Source organism: Roseateles sp. (genome assembly GCF_039595595.1).
In the GTDB taxonomy this organism is placed as follows: Bacteria; Pseudomonadota; Gammaproteobacteria; order Burkholderiales; family Burkholderiaceae_C; genus Roseateles.
In genome coordinates this window covers 40005-58650 of record NZ_JBCNLG010000016.1, presented here as the reverse complement: position 1 = coordinate 58650, position 18646 = coordinate 40005, and the positions used below count along the sequence as shown (strand labels likewise).

Sequence of the window (18646 nt, the reverse complement as noted above, 5' to 3'; positions counted from 1 at the left end):
CGCGCTCAATGCGCGGGACCCGCGGAACGGCGGCCGCGCCGCGCCGCCGAGCGCCACAGCAGCCCGGCCGCGAAGGGGATGCCATCCACCAGGTAGCGGCGCGCCAGGCGGCCCGGCTCCTGCACCAGGCGGTGCACCCATTCCAGGCCGCTGCGCTGCATCCAGCCGGGCGCGCGCTTCACGTCGCCGGCCACGAAGCTGAAGCTCACGCCCACGCCCAGGTACCAGGCGCGCGGCGCCAGCGCGCGCAGCCGCGCGATCAGCTTCTCCTGCTTGGGCGAGCCCAGCCCGATGAACACGATCTGCGGCTGCCAGCCGGTGAGCAGCGATTCCAGCCGCGCCATCTCCTGCGGCTGCTGCTCGAAGCCGAAGGGCGGGCACAGCGTGCGCACGCGGCCGGCGGCCACCGCCTCGGGGATCAGGCGCGCCGCGGCGGCTTCGGCCGTGCCTTCGTTGCCGCCGATCAGCGCGATGCGCAGCCCCGCGCGGGCGGCGGCTTCCATCAGCGCGACGAACAGGTCGGAGCCCGTCAGCCGCGCCGGCAGCGGCGTGCCCTGCAGCTGGCTGGCCCAGACGATGGGGCGGCCGTCGGCGGTGAAGATGGTGGCGTCGGCCACCAGCGCGCGGAAGGCCGGCTCGATGCGCCAGCGGCGCAGGATGTCGATGTTGGGCGTGACCACCCAGCCGCCGCGGCCGGCGCCGGCCTCGTCGACGATGTGGGCGGTCAGGGGCGGCACGGTGGTCGCGACGAAGGGCAGCCCGTCGACCTGGATGGTCGGCAGCGCCGCGGCGGACGCGCCGGCCGCGGCGCTCGAGGAAGAGGGAATGGCGCTCATCGGATCAGACATCTCGCTTGGTTCTCACCCAGTCCACCTGACGCTTCACGATGAAGCGCAGGTACAGCGGGACCTTGGCCAGCAGGATCAGCGGCGCGCGGGCAAGCTCGCCCAGCGTCAGGATGTCGGCGGCCCAGCGGTGCTGCGCCAGCGCGATGGCCAGCAGCAGGCCGCCCAGCCCCAGCAGCGACACCACCAGCGGCGCCGTCCATCCCAGCAGCAGCGCGAGCAACAACTGGACCAGGGTCCAGCCCGCCAGCAGCATGCCCAGCAGCGCCAGCGGCGGCACCAGCATGTCCATCACCTGCAGCAATTGCGCGCCGCGGCCCGGACGCATCGACTGCCACAGCAGCCGCGGGCCCTCGCCCACCAGCATCGCCAGGTGGCCGTGCTCCCAGCGGGTGCGCTGGCTGGCCTCGCCCTCGCTGCTCTTGGCGAAGACGCTGGTCACCAGCGCGTCCTCGCACAGCAGCGGCGGCGCGCCCAGTTGGGCCAGGCGCACGCCCAGCTGCATGTCCTCGGCCAGGTGGCCGCTGGCCAGTGGCGCCTGCACCGCCACCTCCCACGGGAAGGCCATGCCGGTGCCATACAGGCCGCAAGGCAGGCCGACCTGGTGCATGCCGCGCGGCCGCACCAGGTTCTTCACGCGCATCGCGAACTCGGCCACGCGCGCCTTCAGGCCCTCGTTGGCCGCCGACATCAGGTAGGTCGCCTGCACCGGCCGGCCCGTGGCGTGCGCCACCGCGGCGATGCGCGGCAGCAGGCGCGCGCCCAGCGTGCAGTCGGCGTCCAGGATGATCACCACGTCCGGCGCCTGGCCGGTCTCGAGCGCCAGGCGCTCCAGCGCCCGCACGCCGAAGTCCAGCGCGTAGCCCTTGCCGCGCTCGGTGGCATGGGTGCGCTCGACCACGGTGACGTCGAACTCGCGCGCCTGCGCCGCCGTGTCATCGCTGCAGTTGTCGGCCACGACCACGATGCGGTCCGTCGCGCCCAACTGCGCCAGCGCCTGCATCAGCGTCGGGCGCAGGCCGCGGCCCTCGTTGTGCGCCGGCATGACGACGGCGATGCGCGGCGGCCGCGGGAACTCCGGCAGCGCGCGGCGATCGGGCAGCAGCGCCAGCAGCACCTGCGCCAGCACCAGCAGCGCCGGCGCCGCGGCCAGCGCGCTCAGCAGCAGCACGATCAGCCAGGGCAGGCCCTGCAGCAGCTCAGGCATGCGCGCGCTCCTTGAAGACGTGCTCGCGGAACAGGCCGGCCAGCACCGCGGCCTCGCGGTCGACATCGTGCCGCGCCAGCGCCGCGGCGCGCGCGGCCTGGCCGATGCGGTGCAGCTCGGCGTCGTCCAGCCTCAGGCAGGCGACCATCGCGTCGGCCAGCGCCTGCGCGTCGCCGGCCGGCACCAGCCAGCCGTTCTCGCCGTCGCGCACCAGCTCGGGAATGCCGGCAATGCAGCTGCTGACGCAGGGTCGGCCCAGCGCCATCGCTTCCATCATCACCACGGGCAGGCCCTCGGCGAAGCTGGACACCGCCATCGCGCGCGCGCCCAGGATCTCCTCGCGCACCTGGGCGCTCGAGATCCAGCCAGTGATGCGCACGTGGCGTTGCAGGCCGAAGTGGGCGATGCGGGCTTCGATGAGCGGGCGCATCTCGCCATCGCCGGCCAGCACGAGTTCGAAGTCGGGCACCTCGCGCACCACGCGGGCGGCCGCCTCGATCATCAGCAGATAGCCCTTCTGCTCGGACATCCGGCCCACCGCCACCAGGCGGTGGCCGCTGGGCGGCGGGGCCTCGATCTGGTGGAACTCCGGGTCCAGGCCGCAGCGCACGAGTTGGATCTTGGGCCAGTCGGCCGGGTCGCACCAGCGGAACAGCTGGCTGCGGCAGAACGAGGTGATCGCCGCGACGAAGCGCGCGCGCTTGATCTTCTCTCCCAGGTACAGCGAGGCCGGGCGATCGAACTCCTCGGAGCCGTGGACCATCAGGCTGTAGGTCGGGCCGCCCAGCGCCTCGATCAGCGCGGCCAGCTCGGCCGGGTTGGTCGCGAAGTGCGCATGCAGGTGGGTCACGCCGGCCGCGCGCAGCATCGGCACGGCGACGCAGGCCTCGGCCAGATAGATCAGGTGATAGGGCCAGGGGCGATCGCCGCGGCGGCTGAGCTTGAGCGCGAGCTTGAGCGCCGACAGGAAGCGCCCGGGCGAGCTCAGCGCCATCGACAGCGTCGCGCTGGCCAGCCGCCCCATCCCGTCCTTGAGCAGGTAGTGGGTCTTGCCCTTCTCGACCTGGTCGACCGGATCGGGCGCGGGGTCGTCCCAGCCGCGCACCGCCATGCGGAACACCTCGATGCCCTGCTTCTCGACGGCGAGGATCTCGCGCCGGATGAAGGTGTGGCTGACCTTGGGGTAATGGTTGACCAGGTAGCCCACGCGCGGCCGCGTGCCGCCGGCCTGCGCCGGGGAACCGGCCACCGCGCCGGGCGTGGTGGGGGGCAGGCCGCTGGCCTGCTTGGCATCGAACTTCGTCGTGATCACTCGTTTTCTCCCTGATCGGCGCAAGCGCCTCAGGCCGTCGTCAGCAGGTCGCCGCGGGCCCAGCAATCGCCCGGCGCGGTGGCGCGCACCACCAGGCGCGAGCCCGCGAACTTGTCCGGCCACTCGAAACTGACCGACTTGCCGTCGGCCAGGTCGCCGCTGTCAAAGGTCCAGCCGCCGGACTTGGCGTCGCCGCCGCCGGCGCCGCGCAGCTGCAGGCGCAGCGTCGCGCCGTTGCCGGTGCGCGCCGTCAGCCGCATCGCCTGGCCCGGCTGCGGCTTGGCCCAGGTCACCGCGGTGATCTGGCGGCCGCTGGTGTTCACCACCGTCAGCCCCGGTTTGGCGTCCTTCACGACCACCGCCTGCTGCCAGGTCTCGAAGCGCGCCTGCGCGTCGTCGCGCTCGGAGCGCCAGGCCCCGCGCATCGACAGCAGGTTCATCGGCTCGCGCAGGTCCACCGGGCGGCCGTTGCCGTCCAGGTAGCCCTTGGCCGAGGTCACGCGGCGCAGTGCGGCGCGCATGACCTCGAGGTCGCTCGCCGCGCGCCGGTTCCAGACCGTGGCGCTGTGCAGCTTGGCGTTGCTGCCGATCTCGGCGTAGACGACGAAGGGCGTGCCGATGTTGCGGTCCACGACATAACCGCCATAGACCTTGAGCGCCTCGGCGATGCGGCGCAGCCGCGGATCGTCGACCTTGGACACGTCGAAGTCGGGCGGCAGCATCATCAGCGCGCCCTCGGGGATGCGGCCGTTGTTGTTGCTCAGGCCCACGTCGGCCGAGGTGGCTGGGAAGACATAGCCCGGATCCGCGCTCAGCCCGTTGAAGGTCAGCGACAGGGCCAGCGCGTGACGGATCGGACCGGCGCCCTCCTCCAGCTCATGGCGGCGCAGCAGGCCGCCCATGGTCGGCACGGCGGCCGCGCGCGCACCCTGGAAGTAGTGCGCCGGGTCGCCCCAGCCGCGTCCATCCAGCCGCGTCCAGGCGTACTGCTTCGCACACCACTGGTCGTCGACGCGGATCAGCCGGAAGAAGGAATGGATGATGCCGGCCTCGGCATCGACGATGTCGGCATGGCCATCCGAGCCCGTGGCCGGCAGCACGCTGGCGGGCCAGCGCGGCAGCACGATCTCGGGCTGCGTGGTCTCGGCGTCCGGATCCCAGACGCCCTTCTGGCCCGGCAGGCCGACCACGCGCATCGGCTGGTCATCGGGCTGGCAGACGAAGACGCCGGTGGACCACTTGCCCGACTCCAGCGCCGGCACGTAGGAGGCCTTGGGAATCTCCCAGTCGTCCAGCACCGGCTCGACGGGCCGGCAGTTCCACGGCGACTGCGCCGAGAAGGGTCGCAGCACGGTGCCGAAGCGCTCGCCGTGATCGCCGCGGTCGGCGGGCGCCGCGCGCTTGTCGGCCGCGGCCAGCAGCGCCTGTGGCAGGGCGCAAGCGCTCAGTCCGAGTCCCGCGGTGGCACACCAGCGGCGTCGATTCCAGGCCATGTCTCAGTCCTCCATCGTCATCGGCTGCGCGGCCGCGTCCGGCGCGGCATCGGCCCCGCCGGACGTGGCCGCCCCCGCCTCGCGCGCGACGATGCGCGCCGGATTGCCCACCGCGGTGGCGCCCGGCGGCACGTCGCGCAGCACCACGGACATCGCGCCGACCTTGCAGCCCGCGCCCAGACGCACGCCGCCCAGCACCTGCGCATAGGCGCCGAGCTCGACGCCGTCCTCCAGCACCGGGCAGGGGCCGTCGGCGACGCGGTTGCCCAGCGTCACGCCCTGACGCAGCGTGCAGCGCGCGCCGATCACGGTCTGCGGATGCACGAACACATTGCCGAAGTGCCAGATGCGAAGCCCGGGGCCGATGCGGCACTCCTTGGGCAGGCTGATGCCGGTCAGCGTCTCCACCGCGCGGAACGCGAGCCAATAGGCGCGCGTGTGCCAGCGGCGCGCGACGCCCTCGGGCATCGCGTCGACACGGCGTCCGTAGCGGTACACGCGCAGCGCCCACAGCGACTGCTCGCGGCGCAACGCGGCCGGGCCGCCGCAGCGGGCCAGGTCGGCCTGCCAGTCGGCATCGTCACGGGCCCGCCGCGGGGCGCGCGTGGCGCTCATCGCGCGCTCCCTTCGGCCGCGGCCGGCGCGCGGCGGCCGGCGCCGACCCGCTTGGCCAGGTCATTGAAGCGGCGTTCAACCTGGAAGGTCGACACATGCGCGATCGCGAACAGCGCCAGCAGCAGCAGCGGGCGTTTGAGGTACTTGGTGACCACGTCGCCGCTGCCCAGCCAGGTCGCGGCCAGCGGCAAATGCCAGATGTAGAGCGCGTAGGAGACCGTGGCGATGTACGAGAAGGCCGCGCCGCCCAGCACGCGCGAGAGCCGGTGCGCCGGCTGCGACAGCAGCGCCGCGACGAAGGCCGCGGCCAGATACGGGCGCAGGAAGCTCAGCGGATTGACGCCTGGATGCGGCAGGAAGCTCGCGGCCAGCAACGCCACGAGCAGCAGCGGGATCATGCCGGCACGCGCCAGCTGCGCCTTGGCGGCCGGCCAGTGGCGCGAGTGCATCAGCAGCGCCAAGCAGGCGCCCGCCAGCAGGTCGTCGCAGCGGAACCAGGTGACGCTGGAGGCGGTCACCTGATAGCCGACGCGCATCGCGGTCGCGCCTAGCAGCAGCGCCGGGAACAGCCACCAGATCGCGCGCACGCGCAACCACAGCATCAGCGCGGCGAGCATGTAGAACTGCACTTCCAGGCACAGGCTCCAGAAATGGTCCACCGGCGGCACCAGGCGCTGCGGCGGCAGGTTGGCGTAGAACAGCAGGTAGCTCAGCGCCGTGTCCAGGCTCACCGGCCGCACCCACCACACCACCGCCAGGCAGATCCACGCGGCCGGTACCACGCGCAGCAGGCGCCGCGCGACGAAGGACGACACCGGCGGCTGCTTCAGCAACTGGCCCGTGATCAGATAGCCCGACAGGATGAAGAACAGCGCCATGCCGAAGATGCCCAGCGACTCGTTCAGCGCCACGCCGCCCACCCGCAGCGGGAACAGGTGGGTCCACAGCACCGCCAGGATGCTGATGGCGCGCACGCCGTCGAGCACCGGCTCGCGCTCGCCATGCGCGGGGGCCGGCGCAAGGACGGGACGGTCCTCGCGGCTCATCGTCCGCGCTCCATCGCGGGCATCGGCTGCGTGATCGAGAACTCGCTCACGCGCGGCAGCGTGGCCGGGAAGTCGGTCAGCGGCGCGCGGCCCTCGCGCGGGCGGTAGCGGCTGGGCCGGATGCCCCAGGGCCGGCGCTGGCGCGGATCGGCCGCGCCGGCGATGCGGCAGGACAGCGCGCACACCGCGCCCATCGTCAACCAGAAGTACCAGTTGTAGATGAGGTAGGACAGCATGTTGTCCGACAGCGAGACCAGGAAGTTGGCCAGCAGCAGCGCCAGCGCGATCAGCGCGAGCAGGAAGCGCACCGACAGCAACGGACGCAGCAGCCGCGCGGTGGCCAGGAACACCCAGACATAGGACGCGACACCGACCGCGCCGTACTCGAAGAACATCTGCACCACGGCGCTGTGCGCGCCCCAGCTGCGGCCGCCGGCCATCGAGAAGAAGGTCTGCGAGTGGAACAGGAAGGACTCCGCGCCGTAGCCGAAGACATAGCGCGAGGTGGCCATCCACGACAGCGCGTCGGCCCACAGCAGCTTGCGCCAGGCGAACGAGTTGAGCTTGGCGTACTGCACGACCTGATTGCCCTCGGCCAGGCCGGTGACGCGCTCGCGCACCTCGGGGATCAGCATGGCCAGCATGCCGCCGATGACCAGGTAGACCAGATAGCGCCGCTCGCGGAACACGCCGTAGACGACGAAGATGAACAGCACCGAAATCCAGGCGCTGCGCGTCTTGGTCGCGAACAGCAGCCCGATCAGCAGCAGCATGTAGAGCAGCACCGTCGCGGTCGCCAGCAGACCGCGGCCGGCCAGACCGCTCTTCCAGCGATAGAAGAGGACGCCCACGGACAGCACGAGATAGAACGCCAGGATGTTGGCGTGAGGGAAGGGACCGCCGTACCGGCTGGCCGCGGCTTCGAAGCCGTCCACGCTACCAGCCGTTTTGCCCAGGCCGATGTAAATCAGGGTGACAACTGCGACAGGCACCGACGACCAGGTGACCAGCTTCAGCATCTTGTTCAGATCCGCTTCTTCCCTCACGAGATAGAAACTGACCAGGAAGAGCGCCACCACCGACAGCTGGCCCAGATACAGCCGCACCGCCTGCATGCGGTCCGGCGAATACACCAGCCCCAGCGCCTGCACCACGACGAAGGGCAGCCACACCATCCAGGCGATGCGCGGCACGCGCTTGGGATCGCGCGCGATGATGATGCCCGCCAGCACGATGATCAGCGCGTTGAGCAGGCCACCCAGGCCGCCGATCGCGGCCAGGCGGGTCTCCTCGAAGACCGGGTTGGCGCCGGCGCGCACCAGCAGCACCACGAGCAGGAAGGCCTCGCGGCTGTAGAGGAACAGGAAGGCCGTCAGCAGCATCAGCGGCAGCACGGCCATCATCACCGGCTTCTCGGAGGCGAAGCCGCCCACCAGCACCGTCAGCACGCCGACCGCCACCGCGCCGGCGAGCAGTCCCGCCAGCCCCGCGGCGGACATGCCCTCCAGGCCATCCCGCCAGCGGCGCCAGGCGGCCGACATCCATCCGCCCGAACTCCATCCCACCGCGCTCATCGCTGCCGTCCCATCGTCGTTGCGGCCCCGTCCTCAGCGCACCAGCAGGGTCCGCGTGCCCGCGGGCACCGCGGCGACCAGCTCGCGCAGGAAGCCTTCCATCACCGCCTGCGAGCGCGCGGCGCCGTCCGCCTGCGTCAGCCGCTGCGAGGCGCGCACCAGCATGCCGTCGGGAATGCGCCCGCGGAAGCCTTCGTTGAGGATGTACCAGCGCGCGGCCATGCCGTCGCCGCCGTACTGCGTGCCGATGCGGATCCAGTAGCGCACCGACTCGTAGCCGCCGCCGCGCGCCTCGGCCAGCAGCTGCGTCGTGGGCACCGGCTCGGCGCGGCCGGCGGTGGCCACCGGGGCACCGTCGCCGATGCGGCGCACGGCATAGCCCTGCGCCGGATAGCAGACCTCGGGGCGGTGCACCTTGACGTCCTGGCGCTGCCGCTCGCCCCAGGCCAGCGCGAGCATCACCTGCTCGCCCTGGCTGTTGACGTAGGTGCGCATCACCGTCTGGTCGTAGGGCTGTTCCTGCACCGTCTCCACGCCCTGCGACACGTCGACCTGCGGCACGCTGTCCTGCACCACGCGCCAGTCGCCGAAGGCCTTGGGCACGGTCGCGTCCAGACTGGGCGCGCCATGCATCGCCTGCAGCCGCGGCGTCGCCAGCCAGGCGCCGCCCGCGGCGGCGGCCATCAGCGCCACGCCGCACAGGCACACGGCGACGGACAGGCGCGGCAGCGGCGCGGCCGGCGATGCGGGCATGGGGGCCTGGGACGTCACGGGCGCGCTCATGCCGCCTCCTTGCCGCGCCAGCGGTCCCAGCGCAGCGACAGCGTGCGCAGCAACCCGTCGACGACCACGATCAGCATCAGCGCCGTCAGGAACAGCGCCATGCCGGAGAACTCATGCATGAAGCCCTGCCCCACGTCGTCGCCGAAGTGGTAGGTCAGCAGGGCCAGGATCAGGATGCGGATCACGTTGGAGCAATAGGAGATCGGCACGATCAGCACGGCCAGCGCGATGTTGCGGAACACCGATTCGTGGCGCACGACATTCATGTAGAGCAGGCCCAGCGCCTCGAGCGTGAACAGCGAGTTCAGGCCCGCGCAGGCGTCGGCCACCATCAGCTGATAGGACCCGACCTGCAGGATCACGCCGGCGCGCGCCACGGGATAGCCCAGCGCGAACATCAGGTGTTCCGCGCCCCAGGACGCGGCCAGCTTCATCGGCTGGGTGATGACGTCGACGATGGAGGCCGGCAGCGGCACCGCGAACAGCAGCAGGAAGAACGCGAACCAGTAGCGGCGCGCGATGGCCGGGCCGGCCAGGAGCAGCGCCAGGCCCAGCAGGACGGGCAGCAGCGAGCCCATCTCCAGCAGCGCCAGCGACTGCGAGCGGCCCAGCACATAGGCCGCCAGCCCCAGCACCAGCACGGTCCAGCCGGCCAGCGGCGCGGGGCGGGTCTGGAAGGTCTCGCCCTGCCCGCGCAGGCGGCGGGTCTGGAAGTAGAAGTACCAGGCCGACAGCGCGAGCACGATCGGGCCGTGGGAATTGCGGTCGCCGCGCCACGGGCCGTGGATGAAGTCGATCACCGTGGGCACGTACAGCAGCGCCAGGCCGATGGCCAGCGCGGCCAGCGCCAGCCGGTTGGCCGCCAGGAAGCCGGGCCCCGAGCCCGGCGCGGCGCGGTCTGCGGCGCGGAGGAACATGTTGCTAGCCATGACTTTCACTGCAATTTCCGCGTAAAAGGTCCCGACCCGAACGCGGAGGGGCCCGAAAACTCCACCTGCCCCGACGGCCGGCGCGGTGCCGATTTGGGATGCATCGCTAGGCGCAAACCGCAGCCATAGCCCAGCTATGGCGAGGATTTGCAACAACGCGAGGCGCCCAAATCGGCACCGCGCCGGCTGTCGGGGTCAGTACTGGTTCATGACGGTGCCGACGAGCGTCGTCGACATGCCGTCGAGGCTGTCGGTCAGATCCTGCAGCGCGGTGACCCGCGACTTGTTCTGGCGCGCCAGCACCAGCGCGGCGCCGCAGCGCGAGGCGACGATGGCCGCGTCCGCGCCGTACTGGCCGGCCGAGGTGTCCACCAGCACATGGTCGAACTTGACCGCCAGCTCGCGCATCAGCAGCCCGAAAGCCGGCCGCTCCAGCAGTTCCACCGGATTGGGCGGCACCGCGCCGACCGGCAGGACGAACAGGCTGTTGAGCCCCTCCACCTGCTGGATCACGCGCGGCTCGCTGCGGCCCGACAGGATCGAGGACAGGCCCGACTGGTTCTTGATGTCGAAGATCTCGTGCTGGCGCGGACGGCGCAGGTCCGCGTCCACCAGCAGCGTGCGGCCGCCAAGTTGCGCCAGCGTGACGGCCAGGTTGGCCGCGAAGTAGCTCTTGCCGTCCAGCGAATCGGGGCTGATCACCGCCAGCGCGCGGCGCGCCTCATTCTCGCGGTACAGCCGCATCGTGATCTGGCTGCGGATGCCGCGGAACACTTCCGCCTGCGACGAGAACGGCTGGTTCAGCGCCACCAGCTCGGGGCTGCGGCTCTTGCGCTCGCTCGGCGCGTACGGGTAGTGGAACTGCTTGGACAGCGCCTCCAGCACGTCCTCGGCGTTGACGTAGCCCAGCGCCACCGCGGCCTCGCCGAAGCGGATGCCGCGCTCGCGCTGGTACTGCAGCACGCGCTCGACCTGATCGGCGCTGAGGTTGCGGGTCTCCGCGATGATCGAGCCGATCGAGCGGTCATGCACGCCAGCGCTTGCGGGCTTGTTCAGAGGTCCGTCCACGGGGTTGCCTTGAGCCAGGGAAATGGGTTCCTGCAGGTCCGACATCACGCGGCTCCCCGGGAAGTGCGGGACGTGTGTCCCAGCAGGCGGCGCTCGGCCGAGGGCAGCGCCGACACGCGCTTGCCCGGCGCGGGCAGCACACCCAGCATCGGCAGCGGCAGCACGGCCATGACGTCGTCGGCGTCGCGGACCTTGCGATCGCGCATCTCCTGCAGCAGCGCGATGCCCACCGCCAGGATCACGCTGGCGACGAAGGCCAGCGCGGTGTTCAGCAGCAGCTTGGGGGACGAGGGCTTGAGCGGCGGCACCGCCTCGGTCAGCACGTTCACGTTGCTCTGCGTGGTCTGGCTTTCCAGGCTGGTCTGCGTCAGCCGCGTGGTGATGTTCTCGTAGGCACGCTGGGCGCTCTCGGCCTCGCGCATCAGGCCGCTGGCGTCGTCGCGCGCGGCCTTGAGCTTGGCCACCTTCTCGCGCTGCGCCTCGAGCTGGGCGCGGATCTCGCTCTCGCGCTGCTTGTTGATGTTGTTGGTGACGGTCACGCCGCCGCTGACGCGGCCGATCTCGGCGCGCAGCTTGCTGCGCACGTCCGCCACCGAGGCCTTGGCCTCGATCACCTGCGGGTGGTTGTCGCCGTAGCGCGTGCCCAGCTCCTGCAGCTTGGCCTCCGCGCGGCTCAGGTCGGACTTGAGCTGCATCACCACCGGGTTGGACAGCACGTCGGGCAGTTGGTCCGCGCCGCGGGCGGCCTGGCCCTGGCGGCTGCCGGACTCGGCCGACAGCGCCTGCAGCGCCACCAGCTGCGAGGACAGCTCCACCAGGCGGTTGTTCTCGACGTCCAGGCGCTCGTCGCTGGCGATGATGCCGTGCTCGCGCTCATAGGCCGACAGCTTGGCGCGCGAGGCCTCGAGCTTCTCCAGCGCCACCTTGGCCTGCTGGTCGAAGTAGCCGGCGTATTGGCGCGCGGGCTCCACGCGCAGGTCCAGCGTGGTGGACACGTAGGCCTTGACGAAGGCGTTGGCCAGCGCCGCGGCGAACTGCGGATCCGGCGCGCGGTAGGCCACCGTCAGGACGTTGCTCTCCTTGGAGGGCTTCACGTCCATGTTGGTCTGCAGGAAGTTGATCAGCCACTGCTCGATCGTGCCCTCGCCGCCGGTGGCGGTCTGCCACTGCTCGCGGATCGCGGGCACCTCGGCCAGGCGCAGGTCGCGCACCACGCGCAGGGCCACGCGGTCGCTGCCGATCACGTCGACCTGCGTGTTCATGAAGGCCGGCGAGGCCAGGCCCGGATAGATCAGCGCCGAGATCGGATCGGGCTTGGCATCCACCACCACCGAGGCCGTCGCGACGTACTTCTTGGGCAGCACCAGGCTGACGCAGAAGGCGGTCAGCGTGGTGAGCAGCACCACGAGGACCACCATGGACCAGCGCGCGCGCAGGATGGAAAACAGTTTGCTTGGCGTCACGGGACCTCCTGGACCGGGCCTTGAGCGCCCGGCATCACACAACTCAGAACAGGCTTTCTCGGACGAACACCACGTCGCCGTCCTTCAGCGGCTCGTCCATCGCGGGTTTGATTTCCTGCACCTTGCCCGAGGCGTCCTTGCGATGCACGCGGATGCCGCGGTCGGTGCCGCGCAGCGTCAGGCCACCGCCGGCGGCCAGGCCCTGCAGCAGCGTCATGCCGCGCTCCAGGCGGATCTGGCCGGGCTTCTGGACCTCACCGTAGATGTAGACCATCGGGAAGCGGTCGACCCACAGCACGTCGCCGTTGAGCACCACCACGTCCTGCTCGCGGCCATTGGGGCCGAACAGCGTCGGCAGGTCGACCTCGAGGCGGAACGGCTTGCCGCCGCGCACGCCGCTGAGCACCACGATGTCGCCGCCGGTGGCCGCGACGCCGCGGGCGTTGGCCAGCAGGTCGGTCAGGCGCGTGTCGGCGACTTCCAGCGGATAGCGGCCGGGCTGGTTCACCTGGCCCAGCACGCTGGCCTGGTTGCCGGTGACCTTCACCACCAGGATCGTGACCTGGGGCTGCTTGACGAAGTTGCCCTTCTTGAGCCCGTCGGCGATGCGCGCCTCGGCCTCGCTCACCGGCAGGCCGCCGATGCGCACCACGCCCAGCAGCGGGAAGGTGATCGTGCCGGCCTCGGACACGCGCGTGTCCAGCGTCATGTCGGGGTTCTGGAACACCGAGATGCGGATCGAATCGCCCGCGCCCAGGCGGTACTCGGCGGCCGCGCCGGTCGACAGGCCGGCTGGCGCGGGCGCCGTGGCCGCTCGCGGCGCCGCCTGCGAGGCGGGCTGCGCGATGGCGCCGGTGGCGAGCGAGACGGCCAGCAGCGCCGGGACGGCGGTCGAGGCCAGCGAAAGGAGAGGAATGCGCAGGTGCTTCATTTGATGCCGAGGCCCTTGGCGAGGTCGTTGTTGTCCACCGGACCGCTGGCGGCGGTGGGGCTGTCGGAGGCGGCAGGCGCGGTGGCGGGCGCGGACGCCGCGCCTTCGGCGAACTTGCCGACGTATTCGATCCTGGCGTTCTCGCGCATGGACTTGATGTCCTTGGCGACGAGCTCGGCGCGGCGCTGGTTCAGCAGGAACATCTCGATCGAGGGGCGCGCCTGCGCCTCGGTCGCGGGCTGGCTCTGCGAGCCGGCCAGGAACAGCACGGTCAGGCCGCCGGGGTGGCCGTTCATGATGAACTGGCCGTCCTTCAGACGCGAGATCGCGTCCAGGTTGTTGAGCGGGATCTGCTCGGCCGAGCGCACCATCTGCGAGCCGACGAACTTGAAGTTGTCGGCCTTGAGCGCGTCGACGAATTCGGGGAGGGTCTTGGCACCCTGGAGCTTGGCGCGGATCGTTTCGAACTGCTCCGGCTTCGCCTCGATGTTGATTTCCTGCAAGTTGTAGATACGACGCTCGGCAAAAAGTGCCGGTTTGTCGTTGTAGTACTGCCTGATTTCCTGGTCGGTCGGCTTGGTCACCGTCTCGCCCAGATGGTCAGCATAGGCCCTGGCGATGATCTCCCGCTTCGCGGTTTCGATCTGTTGCACCACCCGCGGATCGCGATCGAGCTTGAGGTCCTGGGCCTTCTGGACGGCGAGTTCCTGGTCGATCAGGCGCTCCAGGATCTGGCGCGAGGCGGCGTCCACCTGCTCGGGCTTGAGGTTGGGCTGGCGCTGCAGGACGAAGTTGATCTGGTGGACGGTGATCTCTTCCTTGTTCACCTTGGCCGCGGTCTGCGAGGCCTTCGCGCCGCTGCCGCCGCCACAGGCGGCGAGCATCGTTGCGGCAAGAACGGCCGCCGCGATCGCGGCGGCCGAGCCGGCGCGCCGCGCTTGAATCCCGAGGACCCGAGTCCTGATCACCTGCATGTTGTCGACCTTGGTAGTTTTTTCTGTGCGCGAGCCCGTCCAGGAGGCGTTTCACGCGTTCGCGAGAGCGGCGAGTGTAGCCCTGCACCATGACGGAACCGCCTCGTTCCAGGGGTCCCCGGGCCCTCCATTCCGGGGTCGGAGGGGACATAGCAAGAATGGGTCCCGCCCCCGTCGCCATCGGGCCTCCAGCCCCCGCGAACAAGGGGGACGCGAGACGCCGGGTACGCGCGGGAACATCAATGCAACCGCTTGAAATCAGCCGTAAATGAACGAGGCCGCCGACCTCGCGGACGGCGGCCCGGGACCGGCTCCGTGTCACCCCGGCGGGCGCCCGGCGGCGCGGCGCAGCGCGCCGGGCGGCTGGCCGACGATGCGCTTGAAGGCGCGGCTGAACGACGCCTCCGAGTCATAGCCCAGCCGATCCGCGGCCACCGCCACGCGCATGCCGTCGTGGGCGATCCAGCGGCGGGCCTGGAACATCTTCACCTTGGCCACGTACTTGGCCGGGCTCTCGCCGACGGTGCGGGTGAAGGCCTCGGCGAAGCGCGAGCGCGACGCGCCCATCAGCCCGGCCAGCTCGGGCACGCTCCAGTCGCGCTCGGGCTCGGCGTGGATCGCCGCGATCACCTTGCCGATGCTGGGACACTGCACGGCCGCGATCCAGCCGCTGGCGTCGTTGCAGGCGCACTCCACCCAGGCGCGGATGATGCTGGCGGCCAGCACGTCGGCCATGCGCGCGAGGATCCCGCAGGCGCCGATGCGATCGAGCGCCACCTCGCGCTCCATCGCCTCGAGCAGCGCGGGCACGGTGGGGTCGCGGCGCGCCAGGTCGTTGGCGCGCATCGCGTCCGGCATCATCGCCAGCAGCGGATGCAGCGGATCGAGGTTGAAGCGCATCGCGCCGCAGAACATCACGTCGACCGGCTCGGCGGATGGCATCGCCCTGGCCGCGGCCTCGGCCTCCGCGCCGACGAGATAGATGTCGTCGGCGACGGCGCGGCGCGACAGCGAATCGATCTCCACGGCGGGCAGGTCGGGCGCGCTCGCCAGCACGTGCGCGCTGCCGCGCGGCAGCAGCACCGCGTCGCCGGCATTGAGCCGCACCCACTCGGCGCTGCCGGCGGTCTTGAGCCAGCAGCCCCCGCGGGCGACGAAATGGAAGCGCGCCTCGGCGCGCGCCGGGAAGGCGACGGCCCAGGGCGCGCGCAGCAGGCAGCGGCCGTACTCGACGCCTTCCAGCCGCAGGCCCAGCAGGATCTGCGTGAGCAGGTCGGCCGGCTTGAGCGGCGCCGGCGGGAGCGGCCCGGTGACGGGGACATGAACGGGGGCATGAACGGGTGCGTGGACGGCGGCAGCTCTGGAGGATTCGTCAAGCATTTCGGCTCTTCCGTCATGGAAACGCCGGGATGCTATCCGTAAGCTGATCCCCATTGCCACTGCCCTGTCTTCCGCCGTGACTTCCCATTGCACCGACTGCCTCGACGCCCGCCCGCCGGTTTCTCCGGCGGCGGCCCTTCCGCCCGCCCTGCCCGGCGCCAGCCACGCCCACTGGAGCGCCATCGCCTCGCTGACGCTGGGCGTCTTCGGCCTGGTCACGGCGGAGTTCCTGCCCGCCAGCCTGCTCACCGCCATGGCGGCGGATCTGGGCGTCAGCGCCGGGGCGGCCGGCCAGACCGTCACCGCCACGGCGCTGGTCGGCGCGGTCGCGGCGCCGTCCATCCCGCTGCTGACCCGGCGCTTCGACCGGCGCCTGGTCATGGTCGCGCTGACGCTGCTGCTGATCCTGTCCAACGCCATGGCGGTCACCGCCTCCAGCCTGGGCATCCTGCTCGCGGCGCGGGTCATCCTGGGCGTCGCGCTGGGCGGCTTCTGGTCCATGGCGGCGGCGCTGGCGATGCGGCTCGTCCCCGAGCACCTCTTCGCGCGCGCCATGTCGGTCATCCTGGCCGGCGTCTCCGTCGCCACCGTCTGCGCCGCGCCGATCGGCGCGTGGATGGGCGAGGTCTGGGGCTGGCGCAGCGCCTTCATCGCGGCGGGCGCGCTCAGCCTCGTCACGCTGATCGCGCAAGTCCTGACCCTGCCCAGGCTGCCGCCCAAGGACAACCCCGACCTGCGCGTCCTGGGCGAGCTGCTCGCGCGGCCGGGCGTGCGCGTCGCGCTGCTGGCGGTGCTGCTGGTCATCTCGGGCCACTTCGCCGGCTTCACCTACATCCGTCCGCTGATGGAGAACGTCACCCATCTGCCGGTCTCCGCCATCTCCGCGATCCTGCTGGGCTACGGCATCGGCGGCTTCTTCGGCAACCTGGCCGGCGGCTTCATCGCCGAGCGCAGCGAACGCCGCGCCATCGTCGCGGGCGGCTCGCTGATCGTCGTGCTGGCGGCCAGCCTGTTGCTGGCGGGCTCCTCCACCTGGGTCACCGCGGTCGCCGTGGTGCTGTGGGGCTTCGCCTTCGGTGCCTTCCCGGTCGGCTTCCAGACCTGGATCGTCCGCGCCGCGCCGGACCAGGCCGAGGGCGCGGGCGGCCTGCTCGTCGCCGCATTCCAGATCGCCATCGCCAGCGGCGCCATCGGCGGCGGCATGCTGGTCGACCACATCGGCGCGCTCGGCGGCCCCACCTTCGCCGCGGCCGCCATCACCCTGGGCACCCTGCTCACGCTGCGTCACGGCCCCCGCGCCGCTTGAGCGAAGGCGCCCGCGGGTCGGAACGCTCAGTGCAGCCGGAAGGCCGCCACCGATTGCACCAGCGCGTCCGCCTGCTGCCGCAGGCTTTCCGCAGCGGCCGCCGACTCCTCGACCAGTGCCGCGTTCTGCTGCGTCACCTGGTCCATCTGGCTCACCGCCTCTCCGACTTGATTGACGCCTGCCGACTGTTCCCGTGCCGCGTTGCTGATCTCGCCGACGACGTCGGTCACGCGTGCGATCGCAGCCACGATCTCGGACATCGTCGCGCCAGCTTGCTGGACCAGTCCCGATCCCTGTTCCACGCGTTCGACGCTGACGGTGATCAGCGATTTGATTTCCTTGGCCGCCTCGGCGCTGCGCTGCGCCAGCGCGCGCACTTCCGACGCCACGACCGCGAAGCCCTTGCCCTGCTCGCCGGCCCGCGCGGCCTCGACGGCCGCGTTCAGCGCCAGGATGTTGGTCTGGAACGCGATGCCATCGATGGTCCCGATGATGTCGGCGATGCGGCGGCTGCTCTCGTCGATGCCATGCATGGTCTCCACGAACTGTGTCACCACCGCCCCGCCGCGCTGTGCCACCTCGCTCGCGGAGCGGGCCAGCCGGTCTGCTTCCTGCGCATGTTCGGAGGTCTGCTGGAGCGTCTCGCCAAGTTCGGTCATCGTCGCGGCGGTCTGTTCCAGCGCGCTGGCCTGTTCCTCGGTGCGCTGGCTCAGGTCGCCATTGCCCATCGCGATCTGCGCACTCGCGCTGGCCACCGACTCGCTGCCTTGGCGCACGCCGCCGACCACCTGCCGAAGCGCGCTCTGCATCGCGTGCAGGCCGGCGATCAGGCTGTGCTGGTCGCCGGGGCGGACGTGGATGTCGCTGCTGAGGTCGCCGGCCGCGACGCGGCGCACCAGCTGCGCCGCCTCCGCCGGATCGCCGCCCAGCAGCCGCCGCACGTGACGCGTCAGCAGCCAGGTCAGACCGACCGCCAGCACCACGGCCGCCAGGGTCAGCAGCAGCGTCCAGCGGTGACCCGCCACGTAGCCCTCGGCGGCGGCCAGCCGCGATTGCTCGCTGCCATGCGCGTTGTAGTCGGCCGTGCGCTCGATCGCCTTCACCCAGGTGTTGAAGCTGCTGCGCGACTCCGAGCGGAAGAAGGCGCGCGCCTGGGCGTCCGCCCCGTCATCGCGGGAGAGCTTCAGCAGCGTCTCCTGGGCCGCGAAATAGCGGTCGCGCGCCGCGGCCACCTCGGCGTAGAGCCGGCGTTCCTCGTCACTCGAGATGAACGGCTGATAGGCCTTCTCGGCAGCCATCAGCTCCTTGCGGGCGTGCTCGATGGCGCGCTCGATCTGGGCCATCTCCTCGCGGTCGGTGGAGAGCAGGTGATCCGGCTCCATGCGCCGGATCTGGTTCGCCTTGACGCGGATCGCCGCCATGCTTTGGATGCTGGGCAGCCAGTCCTCGGCGATCTCGGTGGTGCCGTCGTGGACACGGCTCATCTGCAGCAGTCCCATGCCGCCGACCAGCGCGCACAGCGCCACCAGCAGCACGAAGGACGCGGTCAACTGCGTGGACAAACGCCAGGTGCCGATGTTCATGTGATTCTTCCTCCCTTGGTTGAACCTTGAGGTCATCCCTGCGCGGGCGCGGTCGCCGCCGCAGCCCGCGAAGGGCGCTTCCCGTCACATCGGCCGATCGTGCCCAAAGGTTGAGCGCGGCGCTACGCCAGTCGCCC

Annotated in this window: 16 protein-coding genes; 1 reads left to right on the top strand and 15 read right to left on the bottom strand. The window is 71.2% G+C overall.

Features of this window, described 5'->3' with window-relative positions:
* Nucleotides 1–5: 5 nt before the first annotated feature.
* From ABDW61_RS18120 to ABDW61_RS18055, 14 genes are all read right to left on the bottom strand, one after another.
* Entirely contained in the window at nt 6–848 is an 843-nt protein-coding gene (locus ABDW61_RS18120) for a WecB/TagA/CpsF family glycosyltransferase (protein WP_343640633.1), read from the bottom strand.
* The gene (locus tag ABDW61_RS18115; protein WP_343640632.1) at nt 841–2052 is read right to left on the bottom strand and encodes a glycosyltransferase family 2 protein; all 1212 of its coding nucleotides are present in this window, start codon (nt 2050–2052) and stop codon (nt 841–843) included. The genes ABDW61_RS18120 and ABDW61_RS18115 overlap by 8 nt, the downstream gene beginning before the upstream one ends.
* A complete protein-coding gene (locus tag ABDW61_RS18110) occupies nt 2045–3364 on the bottom strand; it encodes a glycosyltransferase family 4 protein (protein ID WP_343640631.1) in 1320 nt (439 codons plus the stop codon). Before ABDW61_RS18110 ends, ABDW61_RS18115 begins: the two co-directional genes overlap by 8 nt.
* Nucleotides 3365–3393: 29 nt before the next feature.
* Entirely contained in the window at nt 3394–4857 is a 1464-nt protein-coding gene (locus ABDW61_RS18105) for an Atrophin-1 multi-domain protein (RefSeq protein WP_343640630.1), read from the bottom strand.
* A gap of 3 nt (nt 4858–4860) precedes the next feature.
* On the bottom strand, nt 4861–5472 hold the full coding sequence (locus tag ABDW61_RS18100) for a serine acetyltransferase (protein ID WP_343640628.1): 612 nt from the start codon (nt 5470–5472) through the stop codon (nt 4861–4863).
* The gene (locus tag ABDW61_RS18095) at nt 5469–6518 is read right to left on the bottom strand and encodes an acyltransferase (RefSeq protein ID WP_343640626.1); all 1050 of its coding nucleotides are present in this window, start codon (nt 6516–6518) and stop codon (nt 5469–5471) included. Before ABDW61_RS18095 ends, ABDW61_RS18100 begins: the two co-directional genes overlap by 4 nt.
* Nucleotides 6515–8059 carry an O-antigen ligase family protein gene (locus ABDW61_RS18090; RefSeq protein WP_343640625.1) on the bottom strand — a complete coding sequence of 515 codons (1545 nt, stop codon included), beginning with the start codon at nt 8057–8059 and terminating at the stop codon, nt 6515–6517. Before ABDW61_RS18090 ends, ABDW61_RS18095 begins: the two co-directional genes overlap by 4 nt.
* Before the next feature lie 66 nt (nt 8060–8125).
* Nucleotides 8126–8875, bottom strand: a complete 750-nt coding sequence (locus tag ABDW61_RS18085) for an exosortase C-terminal domain/associated protein EpsI (protein WP_343640624.1) — start codon at nt 8873–8875, stop codon at nt 8126–8128.
* Nucleotides 8872–9804 carry an exosortase B gene (gene xrtB / locus ABDW61_RS18080; protein ID WP_343640623.1) on the bottom strand — a complete coding sequence of 311 codons (933 nt, stop codon included), beginning with the start codon at nt 9802–9804 and terminating at the stop codon, nt 8872–8874. The genes ABDW61_RS18085 and xrtB overlap by 4 nt, the downstream gene beginning before the upstream one ends.
* 195 nt (nt 9805–9999) lie before the next feature.
* On the bottom strand, nt 10000–10917 hold the full coding sequence (locus ABDW61_RS18075) for a polysaccharide biosynthesis tyrosine autokinase (protein WP_343640621.1): 918 nt from the start codon (nt 10915–10917) through the stop codon (nt 10000–10002).
* Nucleotides 10917–12335 (bottom strand): chain length determinant protein EpsF, encoded by a 1419-nt coding sequence (epsF, locus tag ABDW61_RS18070; RefSeq protein ID WP_343640619.1) that lies wholly within the window; start codon nt 12333–12335, stop codon nt 10917–10919. The genes ABDW61_RS18075 and epsF overlap by 1 nt, the downstream gene beginning before the upstream one ends.
* A gap of 43 nt (nt 12336–12378) precedes the next feature.
* A complete protein-coding gene (gene epsE / locus ABDW61_RS18065; protein ID WP_343640618.1) occupies nt 12379–13266 on the bottom strand; it encodes a polysaccharide export protein EpsE in 888 nt (295 codons plus the stop codon).
* The gene (locus tag ABDW61_RS18060; protein WP_343640617.1) at nt 13263–14240 is read right to left on the bottom strand and encodes an EpsD family peptidyl-prolyl cis-trans isomerase; all 978 of its coding nucleotides are present in this window, start codon (nt 14238–14240) and stop codon (nt 13263–13265) included. Before ABDW61_RS18060 ends, epsE begins: the two co-directional genes overlap by 4 nt.
* Nucleotides 14241–14558: 318 nt before the next feature.
* Nucleotides 14559–15620 carry an AraC family transcriptional regulator gene (locus ABDW61_RS18055; protein WP_343640615.1) on the bottom strand — a complete coding sequence of 354 codons (1062 nt, stop codon included), beginning with the start codon at nt 15618–15620 and terminating at the stop codon, nt 14559–14561.
* Between the two features lie 148 nt (nt 15621–15768).
* Between ABDW61_RS18055 and ABDW61_RS18050 the strand changes: the two genes are divergently transcribed.
* The gene (locus ABDW61_RS18050; protein ID WP_343640715.1) at nt 15769–16926 is read left to right on the top strand and encodes an MFS transporter; all 1158 of its coding nucleotides are present in this window, start codon (nt 15769–15771) and stop codon (nt 16924–16926) included.
* Nucleotides 16927–16952: 26 nt separating this feature from the next.
* Here ABDW61_RS18050 and ABDW61_RS18045 read toward each other — a convergent pair whose 3' ends face one another.
* Nucleotides 16953–18509 carry a methyl-accepting chemotaxis protein gene (locus ABDW61_RS18045; protein ID WP_343640614.1) on the bottom strand — a complete coding sequence of 519 codons (1557 nt, stop codon included), beginning with the start codon at nt 18507–18509 and terminating at the stop codon, nt 16953–16955.
* Nucleotides 18510–18646 lie beyond the last annotated feature (137 nt).

Bases quoted from the DNA above. Each gene is read 5' to 3' on its own strand.
- ABDW61_RS18120 (WP_343640633.1), bottom strand. From the start codon at position 848: ATGTCTGATCCGATGAGCGCCATTCCCTCTTCCTCGAGCGCCGCGGCC.
- xrtB (WP_343640623.1), bottom strand. From the start codon at position 9,804: ATGGCTAGCAACATGTTCCTCCGCGCCGCAGACCGCGCCGCGCCGGGC.
- ABDW61_RS18085 (WP_343640624.1), bottom strand. From the start codon at position 8,875: ATGAGCGCGCCCGTGACGTCCCAGGCCCCCATGCCCGCATCGCCGGCC.
- ABDW61_RS18115 (WP_343640632.1), bottom strand. From the start codon at position 2,052: ATGCCTGAGCTGCTGCAGGGCCTGCCCTGGCTGATCGTGCTGCTGCTG.
- ABDW61_RS18060 (WP_343640617.1), bottom strand. From the start codon at position 14,240: ATGCAGGTGATCAGGACTCGGGTCCTCGGGATTCAAGCGCGGCGCGCC.
- ABDW61_RS18095 (WP_343640626.1), bottom strand. From the start codon at position 6,518: ATGAGCCGCGAGGACCGTCCCGTCCTTGCGCCGGCCCCCGCGCATGGC.
- ABDW61_RS18055 (WP_343640615.1), bottom strand. From the start codon at position 15,620: ATGCTTGACGAATCCTCCAGAGCTGCCGCCGTCCACGCACCCGTTCAT.
- ABDW61_RS18100 (WP_343640628.1), bottom strand. From the start codon at position 5,472: ATGAGCGCCACGCGCGCCCCGCGGCGGGCCCGTGACGATGCCGACTGG.
- ABDW61_RS18075 (WP_343640621.1), bottom strand. From the start codon at position 10,917: ATGTCGGACCTGCAGGAACCCATTTCCCTGGCTCAAGGCAACCCCGTG.
- ABDW61_RS18090 (WP_343640625.1), bottom strand. From the start codon at position 8,059: ATGTCGGCCGCCTGGCGCCGCTGGCGGGATGGCCTGGAGGGCATGTCC.
- ABDW61_RS18045 (WP_343640614.1), bottom strand. From the start codon at position 18,509: ATGAACATCGGCACCTGGCGTTTGTCCACGCAGTTGACCGCGTCCTTC.
- epsE (WP_343640618.1), bottom strand. From the start codon at position 13,266: ATGAAGCACCTGCGCATTCCTCTCCTTTCGCTGGCCTCGACCGCCGTC.
- ABDW61_RS18105 (WP_343640630.1), bottom strand. From the start codon at position 4,857: ATGGCCTGGAATCGACGCCGCTGGTGTGCCACCGCGGGACTCGGACTG.